Here is a 13,687-nt window from a genome sequence, read left to right as displayed (position 1 = left end):
ACGTTTACGACGCGGAAAACGGCAAGAACCTGTGTGGGATCGGCGAATAGCGCACAGTATCCTGCGGATGACGAACCTCGGACTCAGGAAACTGAATCCGAGGTTCAGCTGGGCTTAGGCTCCGTTCGAGCGAACGGGCGGCATCTTGTCCGCTTCCGCTTCACTCACGAGGTGCAGGCCGCGCGGTCCGAACGATGAATCAGCGAGGACTTCAAGCCAGTGACGGTTGAGCTGTGGCGGTTTGCTTCCCACGAACCGGAACTGAAGAGGGATAGCGGGGGATACCCAAACCGAGACGCGACCGGATCCGTCTTCGGGACGGTGCTCCCAGCTGACGAAAAACCCCTCCTGACGGCGGAGCTTCGAGCCGATAACGATTTTGAGGTGAGCAAGGGCGCGGTCATCGATTTCGTATTCCGTGCCGTCGCCGTAGACGAGGTATCCCATGGGATCATTCTGCACGACAGGGCATGCATTGTCCGCATCTGGGCCGAAACGCCTCCCGGTGTCTATGCTGGGCGCATGACCGAGCATGCTCCGATAGGTATTGCCGTTGCCCAGTTCGCCCCTGACGCTGATGTGGAGGCGAATCTCCTGGACATTCGGGTACTCGCTGAGCGCGCGGCCGACCGTGGGGCGGATGTCGTCGTGTTCCCGGAGTACTCCAGCGCCTTTATCAATCCCCTTGGGCCGGAATTGGTCGCGCGGGCAGAGCCGCTTGATGGTGTGTTCGTGGAGAGTCTGGCCGGTATGGCGCAGGACCTGGGAATCCATCTCGTCGCTGGCATGGTGGAGCGCACGGGGGACAGCAGCCGCTTTTCCAACACGATCATTGCTGTTTCCCCGCAGGCTGAGCTCGTGGCCAGCTACCGCAAGCAACATCTCTACGACGCTTTCGGGCAGACCGAGAGTGACTACGTTGTCGCCGGTGACCTGTCGGATCCCGAGACCTTCACCGTCGGCGGGCTGCGAATGGGGATCCAGACCTGTTACGACATCCGATTCCCCGAGGTGACCCGTCGCATCGTCGACGCCGGTGCGGAGGTCGTGCTGGTTCCGGCTGAGTGGGTGCGCGGTCCGCTCAAGGAGCACCACTGGAAGACGCTCATCACCGCACGAGCGATAGAGAACGCCGTCTATGTTGCTGGCGCGGACCACACACCGCCCATCGGCGTCGGCAACAGCATGATCGTGGATCCCGCGGGCGTTCAAGTAGCCGGTATCGGCGTGGAGATCGATGTTGCCGTGGCTTTCGCCTCAGCGAACCGGGTCGCTGAGGTCCGTGAGTCCAACCCCGCTCTCGAGTTACGGCGGTTCCAGGTCGTCCCTCGAACCTGAGCGGGGCACACGGTCAGCGACCGAGTCGAGCCAATTGAGCCGCAGCCCGTTGGAGCACATCGACCTTCTTGCAGAATGCGAACCTGGCGAGCGACGCATAGTCGGCGAGGTGCTCCGCGCTCACGAACGCCGCGAGTGGAACAGCGACGACACCGGCGAGGTCTGGGAGGCGACGGCAGAATTCGGTTGCATCGTGGAAGCCGAGCGCTGCGGCATCCGCGACGATGAAATACGAGCCGTCGGGCCTGGACAGGGCGAATCCGGCTGCATCGAGTCCGGATGCCAGAAGATCGCGTTTGTGCTGGAGGCCGTCGGCGACCTCGGCGAAGTAGTCATCACCCAGCCTGAGTCCCGCCGCAATGGCTGGCTGGAACGGTGCGCCGTTCACATAGGTAAGGAACTGCTTGACGGTGGTAATCGCGGTGATGAGCGCGGCCGGTCCAACGGCCCAGCCGATTTTCCACCCCGTCGTGTTGAACGTCTTGCCACCGGAAGAGATCGTGACCGTTCGGTCCCACGCGCCGGGCAGACTGGCGACCGGCACGTGCTCGACGCCGAAGGTGAGGTGTTCGTAGACCTCGTCGGTGACCAGTATCGCGTCGTGCTGATGCGCCAGTTCCACGAGAAGTTCCAGCGTTTCGCGGGAGAGCACTGAGCCCGTTGGGTTGTGCGGGTTGTTGATGAGAATGATCCGGGTTCGGTCAGTGACCGCCCGGCGCAGTTCATCATGGTCTGGCTGAAAATCGGGCCAGCGCAACTGCACAGTGGTGTGCCTGGCGCGGCCCAGCGCGATGAGACCGCCGTACGCGTCGTAGAAAGGCTCGAGGGTGAGCACTTCGTCGCCGGCGTCGGTGAGGGCGAGGATCGTCGCCGCCAGCGCCTCGGTGGCACCCGCTGTGACGAGAACGTCGGTGTCAGGGTTGGAGGGGATGCCGTAGAAACGCTGCTGATGCTCGGAGATCGCCGCGCGGAGCTCGGGTGTGCCGCGGCCAGGAGGGTACTGGTTCATCCCATCGCTGATTGCACGGTGCGCTTCATCCAGGACCTCGCGCGGACCGTCCTCGTCCGGGAACCCCTGTCCGAGGTTAATGGCTCCGGTTGAGGAAGCCAGTGCACTCATTTCAGCGAAGATGGTGGCGGCGATGGAGCCATCGGGCCGGAGGAGCCCGGCACCTTCCGCTGTCCGCTGCCAGGAGCCGTGCACAGTCATGCGTAATCCTTTCGCGGGCAGACGTTCGTTGTCTGTCGCATTCCTAGGCTATCCGGCGGAGTATGGCGCCGGCGCCTGGCAGACGGATCTCGGTCTGTGGATAACTTCTGCGGGATCAGGCTGACCTGCTCTAGCGTGACTGCATGGAACGCGGCGCGCGACACCGGATGCCGACGCTGTTGCGCGCTGTCGTGGCCGGTCTCGCGATCGCTGGCGGGGCGGTGTCCCTCTTCGCCTGTGCGCAGCCGTCCGCACAACCCACTCCAACGCCGACGGCCATCTTCGCGAGCGAGGACGAGGCGCTCGCTGCAGCGACGGACACGTACGCGAAGTACTCTGCGGCCTACGACCTGAGCAACTCGCTCGGCGGGAAGGACATGTCGTCCGTGGCTCCCTACGTGACGGATGCGCACCTCATGGACTTGGGCGTACCTGGAGTTCTTCAAGAGAACGGATGGCACACAACAGGCATCTCAACGTTCACCCCCGCCAGTATCGATCGCTTCAAGCAGGAGGGAGAGCGAGCCGAGGTCATATTGAACCTCTGTCGCGATGTCTCCCAAGTGAGAATCGTTGCAGCCGATGGTTCAGACGTAACGCCTGTGGAGCGTTCGAGTGTTCTCCCGCTCTCGGTCACGCTGACTTCAGCGAATGAGGATCCGAGAAAGCTACTTGTATCGAAAGTCGAATCGTGGACCGAAGACGTCGCCTGTTGACTGCGCTGGTGTTCGCAGCAGCAGTGGCACTTATGCCCGGGGCAGAGGTCGCGGAGGCCGCTAATTGCGACGTGGTGGACAAGCTGAATGGATTCTGCACCGGCGGCAGTCTCGAGAACGGCGAGGCCATCATCCGTGGTGATCAGGACAACGGCGGCGGAGGGGGTGGCGGCGGTCAGAACGGCGGCGACGACGGCGGCGACGACGATGGCGGAACTGGTGACAATGGCAACGCGGATGGTTCCGACGGGCCGGGAGGAATCGACCGCAGCCTGCAGTGTGTCTCGGGCACGCTCTGTCTTCCCGATGTAGTGACGCTGAGCGACCTCGCGCGCTTCAGCCCGACCGCTCCGACGCTCACGATGGAGCCTGACGGCTGGCTCGTAACCGGCCTTCCGGCAAATTTCATCGCGGATACGAGCCGTCATGTTCAACCGGGTGTTCTCTTCGACGTACCTATCGAGGTTCGCTTCACACCGGTGAGCTATCACTGGTCGTGGGGAGATGGTTCGCGCTCCCGGACCACAGTTCCGGGCGCGACGTGGGCCGAGCTCGGGCTGCCCGAGTTCTCACCAACCGCGACCAGCCACATTTATGCGGACACGGGCGTTTACGCCGTCACGGTGACCGTCGCGTTCGCCGTGGAATACCGAGCGGCTGGCGCATCCTGGATAACGATCGATGGCACTCTTTCGTCACCCGCGGTCACCATCGCGGCACTCGCGGGCGACGCCAGGACGGTCCTCGTAGACAAAGAGTGCACCAGAAATCCGCGGGGTCCAGGCTGCTGACACCTGCGCGTATCTCCGGAGCAGTCGAACCCGTGACAGGACGAAGGTCCCGGGCTCGATTAGGGCAGAGTAGGTAGTCTTTGATGATGTGAGATCCCGCTCCACGCCGGTTTCTTCGAGCGGCTTTGACGTCTCAGTCGACACTTGGCCCGCTCACAGGCAGCGTGAATGAAACGCACAGCTCCGAACGGGATGCTGATTGTGCTTTGGAAGGAGCGCCACCATGACCGATCACTCGAAGGATTCCAGTCCAGAGGGAAGCCCTCAGGTTCCCTCTGCGCAGAACCCTGATGCCGCCGTGTCGCCCGAAACGGGCCCCGCGTCGTCCGGCGAGCCCAGCGCCGGTACTCAGGCACAGGAGAGCGCGCCCCCCGCTCCGAATCTGCCGCAGGCGGCCGCCGGGCAGGGATCGAGTGAAAGCGGGCCGGCTGTTCACGGCAGCGCTGACCGGGCACGCGCGGCGGACGGTGCTCCCACACCCGCTGGTCACCAGTTGGGAACGCCGTCTGCGCAACACTCACCGCGGCACGACCCGACGGTGCCAACGGCTGCCCAGTACCCGACTCACCAGTACCCGGGCGCCCCAACGGCAAACGGTTATGACGGCACCTCCCACTTTGCGGGCAACGCCTATCCGGCACAGGGAGCGTCGGCGAACACCGGGTATGACTCAACCGGCTACGCGCCAGGGTCGCACCCGCAGCCACCGGCCCCTCGCGAAAAGCGTAGGTCAAACGTGGGACTGTTGATCGCCGGTCTCGCCGTTGGCGCGCTCGTCGGTGGGGCTGCCGGCGCGGGAACGTCCGCCCTGATCATGTCCAATGAGTCTGGCACCGTCAGTCCGAACGCCACCGGTTCCGAGAACATCACGATCAACGACACGTCGGATGTCTCGCTCGTGTCCGCCATCGCAGCCAAGGCGTCGCCCAGTGTTGTCACGCTGTCCGTTGAGGGCAGCGAGAGCGCGGGGAGTGGCTCCGGAATCATCCTGAGCGATGACGGCTACGTTCTGACCAACAACCACGTCGTTACCCTCGATGGGCAGCTCAGAGATCCCGCGATCCGGGTGACCAGCAACGACGGCAAGCTCTACGACGCCACAGTTGTCGGCACTGACCCCGCGTACGACCTGGCCGTCATCCAGCTCGAAGACGCATCGGGGCTCACCCCGATTGAATTCGCCGACTCAAACAAGCTCAACGTGGGTGACCTCGCGGTTGCGATCGGTGCGCCGCTCGGTCTCGCGGGTTCCGTCACCGACGGCATCATCAGCGCCCTGAACCGAAGCATCACCGTGGCTTCGTCCGCGGTTCCTGAAGAGGGCTCCAACGGAGACGACACCGAACAGGACCCGTACGACGTGTGGGGCTTCGACATCCCCGGTCAGACGCCGGAGACGACCCCGAGTGAGCAGGCCGTCATCTCACTGTCGGTCATCCAGACGGATGCCGCAATCAACCCCGGTAACTCCGGTGGTGCGCTCGTTGATGCTGAGGCGAAGCTCATCGGTGTCAATGTCGCGATTGCGACCGCTGGCTCCGATTCGAGCCAGGGCGGCAGCATCGGCGTCGGGTTTGCGATCCCGTCGAACGTCGCGAAGCGCGTCGCCGAGGAGATCATCGAAGACGGCGAAGCGACTCACGGGCTCCTTGGTGCAACGGTCGGAGATGCGGCCAGCGCAGAGGGAAGCCCTGTCGTCGGTGCGTTGATCAATGAAGTCACGCCCGGTGGCGCGGCCGAAGAGGCCGGGCTCAGGTCAGGAGACATCGTCACCAACTTCAACGGGTACCCGATCACGGGGGCGACCGACCTGACCGCACAGGTGCGGGCTCTCGCGGCCGGCGACGAAGCAGAAGTTACGTACGTGCGCGACGGCGACACCAGGACCGCAACGGTCACGCTGGGGCAGCTCGTTCTCTAGCGACATCGAATTCAAGCGTCCGTGGGCATCTGCCCGCGGGCGCTTGGTCGTGAGCGCTCCGCGCCGTCGGGGCGTGTGTCTCGCAGGAGACGCTCAAATCCTCACTGGTAGGCTCTAGCCGACCAATTCAGCGAGTGGAGACCATGACTGAGAACTCATCAGTTGGCGGAACCGCCGAACTTGTCGGTGTTTCATATGTCATGCCGGTTCTCAACGATGTCACCCACGTCAAGGCAGCGGTGACCAGCCTGCTTGAGCAGGATTACCAGGGGCCGTTCGAGATTGCCATTGCCGTCGGGCCGAGTATCGACGGTACGAACGAGCTGGTCGACGAGCTTTCCCGCGCAGACCCTCGGATCCGTGTGATCCAGAACCCGGTCGGGTCGACTCCCGCCGGACTGAACATCGCCATCCGTGCGACGACGTACCCCGTCGTGGTCAGGGTCGACGCTCACTCAGTACTTCCATCCGACTACGCCCGGCTCGCGGTGGATGCGATCGCTCGCACCGGAGCGGCCAACGTTGGCGGCATCATGGATGCGCAGGGGACGACGCCGTTCGAGCGCGCCGTTGCACGTGCGTATGGCAGCAAGGTCGGGCTCGGCGGTACGCCCCACCATGTCGGCGGGGCCGAAGGGCCTGCCGACACGGTCTATCTCGGTGTGTTTCGCCGGGAGCCTCTCGAACGGGTGGGCATGTTCGATGAGCGCATCAAACGTGGCCAGGACTGGGAACTCAATCGCCGCCTGCGTGCTGCGGGAGGCGTGGTCTGGTTCACCCCCGAGCTCAGGGTCACCTATCGGCCGCGACCGCGACTGTCGGCACTGGCCCGGCAATTCTTCTCGACGGGAATGTGGCGCGGCGAACTGACGCGGCGGTTCCCGAGCAAAAACACGCTTCGGTACTTCGCGCCACCCGTCATGGTGCTGGGCGTGGCCATCGGTGTGGTGTTGGGAATCATCGGACTGGTTCAGGCGGCGCTGGGCGGTACCGCAATTCTGACCCTGGGCTGGGCGATCCCCGCCCTCTATCTTCTGCTCGTCATCGGAGCCACGTTCACCGTGGCGCGGCATGACGGCGTCAGAACGCAGCTCTGGTTTCTCGTAGTGTTGCCCTGTATTCATTTCTGCTGGGGAGTCGGCTTTGTGCTCGGCTTCCTCTCGCTGGCCAGCAACATCTCAGCGTTGAAGAACGAAAGAACCGGAGGTTCGAGTGTCGGAAGCGTCGGCTGAACGCCCCCTCAAACCACGCTCGATTTCAGAACTGCGGGATGTTGCCCAGCCGCCGGAGGTCCGGAGCAGGCGCAACGCAGAGCACTGGACTGCATCGCTCTACCTGCGCGATATCTCGCCATACCTGACCTGGCTGCTGCTCCGAACGCGGATTACCGCGAACGGAGTCACCGGTCTCATGATTCTCACCGGGTGGAGTGTCGCCGGAGCGCTGCTCATCCCCGGAATCTGGGGCGCGCTTCTCGGTCTGGTCCTCGGCCAGCTGCAGATGCTCGTCGACTGCAGTGACGGTGAAGTCGCCAGGTGGCGGCGGACGTCGTCGCCGGCCGGTGCGTTCCTCGACGCGGTCGGGCACTACTCAACAGAGTCGCTCATCCCGCTGGCTCTCGCGATCCGGGCGGCCGGGTATCCGTTCGAGGCGCCTGCCGATTATCTCTACACGACCCTCGGCGCGTTGCTTGCGCTTGTCATCGTGCTCAACAAGGCGCTCAACGACATGGTCAGGGTGGCGCGGGCGAACTACGGCGCGGCGAAGCTCACCTATAGCGAGAGCGAGTCAGCCCCGAGCCCCGGGATACTGGCTGTCGCCAGACGCGTCGCCAGGTTCCTGCCGTTCCACCGCATTTTCCACTCGGTCGAACTGACCATGGTGATTTTCGTTGCAGCGGTTGTCGGTTTGTTCGTCGGCGAGGTCCTCGCCATGCGCTGGGTCCTTGTGATTCTGCTCGCCCTCGGTATCGTTACGCTGTTTGGCCACTTCGTTGCGATCATGGCGTCGAGGCGCGTTCGTGCCTGACTCCCGCCGCCCCACTGTCGGCGTGGTGATCCTCACCCAGGGAACCCGTCCCGACGACCTCGCCCGCGGCATCCGCAGTGTTCAGGCACAGGATGCTGTCGATCTCGACATCGTTGTTGTGGGCAACGGATGGCAGCCGACGGGACTTCCCGACGGCGTCAGGGCTCTCGGTCTCGCTGAGAACCTCGGGATTCCGGCCGGCCGCAATCGCGGAGCCGCCGTGGTCAGCGGTGAATACATCTTCTTCCTCGACGACGACGCCTCGATCCCGGATGCCGGATTCCTTACCGCGTGCATCGACCTTGTGACGCAGCAGCCTGACATTGGCCTGGTGCAGCCGAGGCTCGATGACCCGACGGGCATCACCCCGCCCCTGCGCTGGGTTCCCCGGATCCGAAAAGGAGACCCGCGGCATCCGAGCAACGTGTTTTCCTGTCTCGAAGCCGCTGTCTTCCTGCCGAGGTCCGTTTTCGATGCCACCGGAGGGTGGGCGGACGAGTTCTTCTACGCGCATGAGGGCATTGAGCTCGCCTGGCGGGTGTGGGACCAGGGAAAGCGCGTCTGGTACGCGGGAGACCTGGAGGCGAACCACCCGGTGGTCCAGCCAACGCGTCACGCTGACTACTACCGGCTCAACGCGCGCAACAGGGTGTGGCTTGCGCGACGCAATCTGCCGGTCGTGCTCGTTCCGATCTACGTTGCGACGTGGACCGGGATCCAGTTACTGCGCTGGTGGAGGAACCCCGCCGTACTGAAAGCATGGTTCGCCGGTTGGCGCGAAGGGTGGCGCGTGTACCCCGGCGAACGGCGGCCGATGAAGTGGCGCACAGTTGTGCGGATGGCCCGCGCTGGGCGGCCGCCCGTCATCTAGTTCGGTACCCTTGAAGGCATGGGTGTACTCGGCGACGCGCGCAAAGCCGTCAAGATGGGCAGGAACCTTCTGGCCAACAGACGTGCCAGGGGTGAACTGTCGCAGCGGCTCGCGAAGCTGCCTCCGCTTCAGCCGGGCAAGTACAAGATCGCTGTCTATTTCGCCGACGGCGAGGTGAACATGTACCAGATCCGCCAGTGGTACAAACCGCTGGCAGAACTGGCTCGTACCTGGCCCGTCGTCGTGCTGAGCAGGGGAGCGACAGCGGCCACGCGGCTCTTCGAGGAGTCGCCGTTGCCGGTCGCTTACGTTCGGACCGTCGCGTCGCTCGAGCAGACACTGGCGGAACAGGACATCCGCATCGTGTTCTACGTCAACCAGAACACCAAGAATTTCCAGATGTTCCGCTACGGACAGCGGTGGCACGTTTTCATCAACCACGGTGAGAGCGACAAGATGTACATGACCACCAACCAGTTCAAGGCGTATGACTACAGCTTCGTCGCCGGTGACGCTGCGCTTGCACGCCTCGAAAAGGTGCTCTGGGATTACGACTTCGACAAGCGCGCGATCAAGATTGGGCGCCCTCAGGCCGACCACTATTCCGGGGTGCTCCCGTACACCCCCGACGAACGCACAGTGGTGCTCTACGCACCGACCTGGGAGGGCGACCGCCGATCGGCCGCGTACGGGTCGATCGCAAGCCATGGTGTCGCGCTGGTCCGTGCGCTTCTCGCGACGGGTAAACACCGCGTCATCTACCGACCGCACCCGCGGAGCGGTGTCGTCGAGCACACATACGGTGCCGCCAACCGCGAGATCATCAGTATGATTGCCGCGGCGAATGCCTCAGACCCGGCTGCAGGGCACGTGCACGACACCGGCTCAGAGCTCGGCTGGCAGCTCGCTTCGGCGGATGTCGCAATCGTCGACATCTCCGCCATGGTCTATGACCGGCTTGCGAGCGGCAAACCGCTCATGATCACACGTCCGGTCGACCCGGAAGCGAAGATCGACCTCGGCGGCTATCTCTCGGCGTGCGAGTGGCTGGACGCAGACGAGGCCCCGAATATTGTCCGCCACACCGACAGGCTCCTCCATGATCCGGATGCCGTCGGACGCCTGGCGGAGTGGGTTGAGAGATACTTCGGAGACACAACTCCCGGGGCGGCCACCGCCCGTTTCCACGCGGCAGTGCAGCAGCTCATGGACCGCTGGGACTACTTCGCTGAACTTCACTCCCCGGATGAGGAGCAGCAGATCTCGGCGCCGCAGGTTTCGGTCGCTGCGACCAGGGCCGTGCAGAGCGACGTTCCCCCCGGTGGAACGGGCGAGGACGACGACGAGGTGTGAGCGAGCGGCTTCGGTCAGTCGGGGCGCTCGGTAGAGCGGCTGGCCTTCGCCTGACGTGACCGTGTCGGCATCCGCTCGCGCAACGCACGAACGGTAGTCGACACGCGTCCCGGTCCCTGCCTGGCTTCCAACTCGAGCGGCAGCACGAGCGGAGCAGGCCCGAAGGCGCTTCTCGATGCTTCGATCACCTGTTTGCCTGCCAGATGGTTTCCGATGCCGCCAATCGCCGCGCCGATACCGAACGGCATCGCCTTGCCGACGAGTGAGGAGCCCTGGTTCCGTGCGAAGTGCTTGAGAAAGCGCCGCTTCAGCTCGTCTGCGACGGGACCCATGACGGCCTGCGGCACGTTCGAGGCCACCAGCTGGCCCCAGTACTTCGTGCGCGGCGGTCCACCTCTCAACGCCTGCCCTGTGAACTGTTTCACGAGGTCTGTGCCGGATTTGCCGAGCATGAGCGTCATGACGAGCGCGCGGGAACGCACCGGGTCGTCCAGCGCGATACCGTGCACCTCGGCGATCGACTGTGCGAAGAGGGCTGTGGTTTCGAGGAACCCGACCGTCTCAGCACCGGAAAGCGCGATAGTGATTCCTGTCCCGAACCCCGGTACCATCGCGGTCGCGCCGACAGCGGCACCGCCCGACGTGATGGCGGCCAGATACCGCTTTTCCAGAACGCGGATGAGCTGCTCGGGAGTGGCTCCCGGGTACTGGCGGCGGACGGCGCGAACGTGCGCAACAACCACGGGCCGCTGCACGGAGAGGGTCTTGTCGATGCCGCGAAGCCAGAGCGGGCCCCTGGCGGCGTCCATCGGCGGCGTTGCGGTGAATGCGTCGTCGACGATCCGGACCTGTTCGGACTGTGTACTCATGGAACTCCCCAATGACGCGTGGCGCAGGACTTCAAGCTTAGGTTCGTACGCTGAGAGACTGTCGGGCTTGACAGCGGTCTCCGTCAGCTGTGGTACTCGGCGTTGTACCGGTCAAGGACCTCGTTGATCGGGCCGTCCAGGACGAGCTTGCCCTTGTCGAGGTACAGACCGCGTGTGCAAAAGCGGCGCAGGTCCTTTTCGTTGTGGGAAACGAAGAACAGCGTGCGTCCGCCGGCGAGCAGTTCTTCAATGCGCTTGTAGCACTTTTCGCGGAACCCACGGTCGCCGACCGCCAGGACCTCGTCGACGAGAATGATCGGCTCTTCCAGCATCGAGATGACGCTGAAGGCGATTCGCACCTTCATCCCGCTCGACAGGTGCTTGTACGGGGTGTCGATGAAGTCACTGATCTCGGCGAACTCGATGATGTCGTCGAATCGCGCTTCGATCTCACGCCTGGTCATACCGTGCAGGCCGGCAGTCAGGAACACGTTGTCGCGAACGGTGAGGTCATTGACGAAGCCACCGGTGATCTCGATGAGGGGAGCGACGCCGCCCGCTACCGTGACCTGGCCCTCGTCGGGAAGGACGACGCCGGCGACGAGCTTCAGCAGAGTTGATTTGCCCTGACCGTTCCGGCCGACCACGCCGATCGCTTCACCGGGCGAGACGTCGAAACTCACGTTCCGGAACGCCCAGAATTCCCCTGGGCGCGACCGACGAGTACTGCCGGAGAACAGGTCCTTGAAATTGCGCCGACCGCCGCGGTTGCGGCGGAAGCGGATGCCGGCGTCGACGACGCTGATGACCGGGGCTTGTCCTGACATCACAGCTCCTTCAGGACGGTGCGCTCGGAACGCTTGAATACCCACAGGCCAACCAGCAGGAAGAGGATGCTCATGATCGCGGAGACGATAACGGGGTACCAGTCGAGTTGCTGCGGGAAGAAGGCGGACCGGTACAGCGAGAAGATGCCGCCGAGGGGATTGAAGGCGGCGAACGGCTGAAGTTCGGCGGGGAGATCGCTGAAACCGTAGACGATCGGGGACGCGTAGAAGAGGAACCGGAGGACGAGCTTCACGGCGCGTTCGAGATCCCTGAAGAACACAACCAGTGGGGCGACGATGAGGCAGATCCCCACCGTGAGCGTCGCCTGTATCAGGATCGCGAGCGGGAAGAGGAGCACGTCCCAGCTGACGGATGCCCCCGTGAAGATCGCGAACGCAGCGAGGACGGGAAGAGCTGCGACGTATTCGATCCCCTTGGACAGTACGAGCCGGTTGACCCAGATCGTGCGGGGGATCGACGTGGAGCGGACGAGCTTAGCCTCGCGAATGAACGCGCGCGTGCTGTCAGACACGGCGCCGTTGAACCACATCCAGGGGAGGAGTCCGGCGAGAAGGAAGACGATGTACGGGTCTTCGCCCACCGAGCCGCCACGCCCGAACACCACAACGAAAACGAAGTAGTAAATGAACGCCATGACCAGCGGGTCGAGGATGGACCACACGTAGCCGAGCGCGCTCGTCGAGTAACGCACGCGGAGATCCCGCTTCGTCAGAAGCCAGAGAGCATTGCGATATCGGGTGAGGTACGACCGCTGTCTGCGGTGCGCGCCGGGATCAAAACTCACAGGCTCAAACATATCCGCAAACGAAGACCGGCACGGTCAGTGACGCGTGCCGGTCGTTCGAACGATGAGGATCAAACGTAAAGGTTCGCTCGCTCGAGGTCTTCTGCGAAGTCGACTTCGACGGCGTACAGGTCGGAGATGTCGACAGGCTCAACGAGCATCCGGTCCTGGGCGATTGCGAGCTCGATACCGCGCTCGAAGTAGTCCTGGTCGTCGACACGAGCCAGCTGGCGGAGCAGGTTGGCCTTGTCGTCGCGGGATACGTAGTTGATGCCGACAGCCTCGCCGAGTCCGCCCTTGACGGTTTTGGAGAGTTCCTGAATGTAGCCCTCGGCACTTGTCGTGTACTTGACCTCTTCGTCAGACACCTTCGACGTGTTGACGGTGACGAACGACTGGTCGCGCGCCATCATTACTGCGGCGCGATCGAGAACTGCGGGGTCGAACACCACGTCGCCGTTCATCCACAGCACGCCACCGGGCTGCGACGAGTTCAGGGCGCGCATGAGGCTCTTCGAAGTGTTGGTCTGGTCGTACTGCTCGTTGTAAACGAACGATGCTTCGGGGAAGGCTTCGATGATGTGCTCGAGCTTGTAGCCGACGACGATCGTCACCTTGACGTTCTTGCCGAACGCGTGGTGGATGTTGTCGAACTGCTGCTGCATGATGGTGCGGCCGTCGCTCAACTCGGTGAGTGGCTTTGGCAGTGAACGGCCGAGTCGGCTTCCCATACCTGCTGCCAGAATTACAACCTGGGTGGTCACGAGATTCTCCTCAAGATTGATTCACGTTGTCCGGCCGCCTGCTGTGGCGGAATTTACGCGGAGTTAACCTGAAAGTAGATGAAACGACACCCCGTTATGCCTTCGCCTACGTTAGCGCGGCACCTGTAGTGGGGTCAGCATCAGGGCGGTCGTTGTTGCCGTATCGTAATAAGGCACTCGGCGTATTGACAGG

General features: G+C 63.5%; 14 protein-coding genes. 8 read left to right on the top strand and 6 right to left on the bottom strand.

Features of this window, described 5'->3' with window-relative positions; all coding sequences use genetic code 11:
* Positions 1–114: 114 nt before the first annotated feature.
* The gene (locus C3E77_RS09650) at positions 115–447 is read right to left on the bottom strand and encodes a DUF7882 family protein (RefSeq protein ID WP_108391442.1); all 333 of its coding nucleotides are present in this window, start codon (positions 445–447) and stop codon (positions 115–117) included.
* Positions 448–522: 75 nt separating this feature from the next.
* On the opposite strand from C3E77_RS09650, the gene C3E77_RS09645 reads away from it, so the two are divergent.
* Positions 523–1,338 (top strand): carbon-nitrogen hydrolase family protein, encoded by an 816-nt coding sequence (locus tag C3E77_RS09645; protein WP_108391441.1) that lies wholly within the window; start codon positions 523–525, stop codon positions 1,336–1,338.
* 13 nt (positions 1,339–1,351) lie between these two features.
* Here the strand turns inward: C3E77_RS09645 and C3E77_RS09640 are convergent, their stop codons facing one another.
* Positions 1,352–2,548, bottom strand: coding sequence for an aminotransferase class I/II-fold pyridoxal phosphate-dependent enzyme (locus C3E77_RS09640; protein WP_108391440.1), 1,197 nt, complete (start codon positions 2,546–2,548; stop codon positions 1,352–1,354).
* Positions 2,549–2,691: 143 nt separating this feature from the next.
* Between C3E77_RS09640 and C3E77_RS09635 the strand changes: the two genes are divergently transcribed.
* The 7 genes from C3E77_RS09635 to C3E77_RS09605 all read left to right on the top strand — a co-directional run bounded on the left by C3E77_RS09635 (position 2,692) and on the right by C3E77_RS09605 (position 10,228).
* Positions 2,692–3,264 (top strand): hypothetical protein, encoded by a 573-nt coding sequence (locus C3E77_RS09635; protein ID WP_162924969.1) that lies wholly within the window; start codon positions 2,692–2,694, stop codon positions 3,262–3,264.
* A gap of 71 nt (positions 3,265–3,335) precedes the next feature.
* On the top strand, positions 3,336–4,055 hold the full coding sequence (locus tag C3E77_RS09630) for a PKD domain-containing protein (RefSeq protein ID WP_162924968.1): 720 nt from the start codon (positions 3,336–3,338) through the stop codon (positions 4,053–4,055).
* 223 nt (positions 4,056–4,278) lie between these two features.
* Positions 4,279–5,976 carry a S1C family serine protease gene (locus tag C3E77_RS09625; RefSeq protein ID WP_108391437.1) on the top strand — a complete coding sequence of 566 codons (1,698 nt, stop codon included), beginning with the start codon at positions 4,279–4,281 and terminating at the stop codon, positions 5,974–5,976.
* Positions 5,977–6,119: 143 nt separating this feature from the next.
* Positions 6,120–7,208, top strand: a complete 1,089-nt coding sequence (locus C3E77_RS09620) for a glycosyltransferase family 2 protein (RefSeq protein WP_232528821.1) — start codon at positions 6,120–6,122, stop codon at positions 7,206–7,208.
* Complete coding sequence (locus C3E77_RS09615; RefSeq protein WP_108391436.1) at positions 7,189–8,004, top strand: CDP-alcohol phosphatidyltransferase family protein; 816 nt, start codon at positions 7,189–7,191, stop codon at positions 8,002–8,004. The genes C3E77_RS09620 and C3E77_RS09615 overlap by 20 nt, the downstream gene beginning before the upstream one ends.
* Complete coding sequence (locus C3E77_RS09610; RefSeq protein ID WP_108391435.1) at positions 7,997–8,875, top strand: glycosyltransferase family 2 protein; 879 nt, start codon at positions 7,997–7,999, stop codon at positions 8,873–8,875. The genes C3E77_RS09615 and C3E77_RS09610 overlap by 8 nt, the downstream gene beginning before the upstream one ends.
* An 18-nt stretch (positions 8,876–8,893) precedes the next feature.
* Positions 8,894–10,228: a CDP-glycerol glycerophosphotransferase family protein gene (locus tag C3E77_RS09605; RefSeq protein WP_108391434.1), complete on the top strand. Its 1,335-nt coding sequence runs from the start codon at positions 8,894–8,896 to the stop codon at positions 10,226–10,228.
* A 14-nt stretch (positions 10,229–10,242) separates the two neighbouring features.
* Here C3E77_RS09605 and C3E77_RS09600 read toward each other — a convergent pair whose 3' ends face one another.
* The 4 genes from C3E77_RS09600 to C3E77_RS09585 form a co-directional block, all read right to left on the bottom strand.
* Positions 10,243–11,097 (bottom strand): hypothetical protein, encoded by an 855-nt coding sequence (locus C3E77_RS09600; protein ID WP_108391433.1) that lies wholly within the window; start codon positions 11,095–11,097, stop codon positions 10,243–10,245.
* Positions 11,098–11,180: 83 nt separating this feature from the next.
* A complete protein-coding gene (locus tag C3E77_RS09595) occupies positions 11,181–11,924 on the bottom strand; it encodes an ABC transporter ATP-binding protein (RefSeq protein WP_108391432.1) in 744 nt (247 codons plus the stop codon).
* Positions 11,924–12,730 carry an ABC transporter permease gene (locus tag C3E77_RS09590; RefSeq protein WP_234031174.1) on the bottom strand — a complete coding sequence of 269 codons (807 nt, stop codon included), beginning with the start codon at positions 12,728–12,730 and terminating at the stop codon, positions 11,924–11,926. Before C3E77_RS09590 ends, C3E77_RS09595 begins: the two co-directional genes overlap by 1 nt.
* A gap of 71 nt (positions 12,731–12,801) precedes the next feature.
* Positions 12,802–13,494 (bottom strand): phosphocholine cytidylyltransferase family protein, encoded by a 693-nt coding sequence (locus C3E77_RS09585; RefSeq protein ID WP_108391430.1) that lies wholly within the window; start codon positions 13,492–13,494, stop codon positions 12,802–12,804.
* Between the last annotated feature and the right edge of the window lie 193 nt (positions 13,495–13,687).

The organism is Mycetocola zhujimingii (assembly GCF_003065425.1).
Lineage (GTDB): Bacteria > Actinomycetota > Actinomycetes > Actinomycetales > Microbacteriaceae > Mycetocola_A > Mycetocola_A zhujimingii.
Note: the sequence above shows the minus strand (reverse complement) of the source record. Positions and strands in the feature narration are given on the sequence as shown.

Bases quoted from the DNA above. Each gene is read 5' to 3' on its own strand.
- C3E77_RS09650 (WP_108391442.1), bottom strand. From the start codon at position 447: ATGGGATACCTCGTCTACGGCGACGGCACGGAATACGAAATCGATGAC.
- C3E77_RS09645 (WP_108391441.1), top strand. From the start codon at position 523: ATGACCGAGCATGCTCCGATAGGTATTGCCGTTGCCCAGTTCGCCCCT.
- C3E77_RS09640 (WP_108391440.1), bottom strand. From the start codon at position 2,548: ATGACTGTGCACGGCTCCTGGCAGCGGACAGCGGAAGGTGCCGGGCTC.
- C3E77_RS09635 (WP_162924969.1), top strand. From the start codon at position 2,692: ATGGAACGCGGCGCGCGACACCGGATGCCGACGCTGTTGCGCGCTGTC.
- C3E77_RS09625 (WP_108391437.1), top strand. From the start codon at position 4,279: ATGACCGATCACTCGAAGGATTCCAGTCCAGAGGGAAGCCCTCAGGTT.
- C3E77_RS09620 (WP_232528821.1), top strand. From the start codon at position 6,120: ATGACTGAGAACTCATCAGTTGGCGGAACCGCCGAACTTGTCGGTGTT.
- C3E77_RS09605 (WP_108391434.1), top strand. From the start codon at position 8,894: ATGGGTGTACTCGGCGACGCGCGCAAAGCCGTCAAGATGGGCAGGAAC.
- C3E77_RS09600 (WP_108391433.1), bottom strand. From the start codon at position 11,097: ATGAGTACACAGTCCGAACAGGTCCGGATCGTCGACGACGCATTCACC.
- C3E77_RS09595 (WP_108391432.1), bottom strand. From the start codon at position 11,924: ATGTCAGGACAAGCCCCGGTCATCAGCGTCGTCGACGCCGGCATCCGC.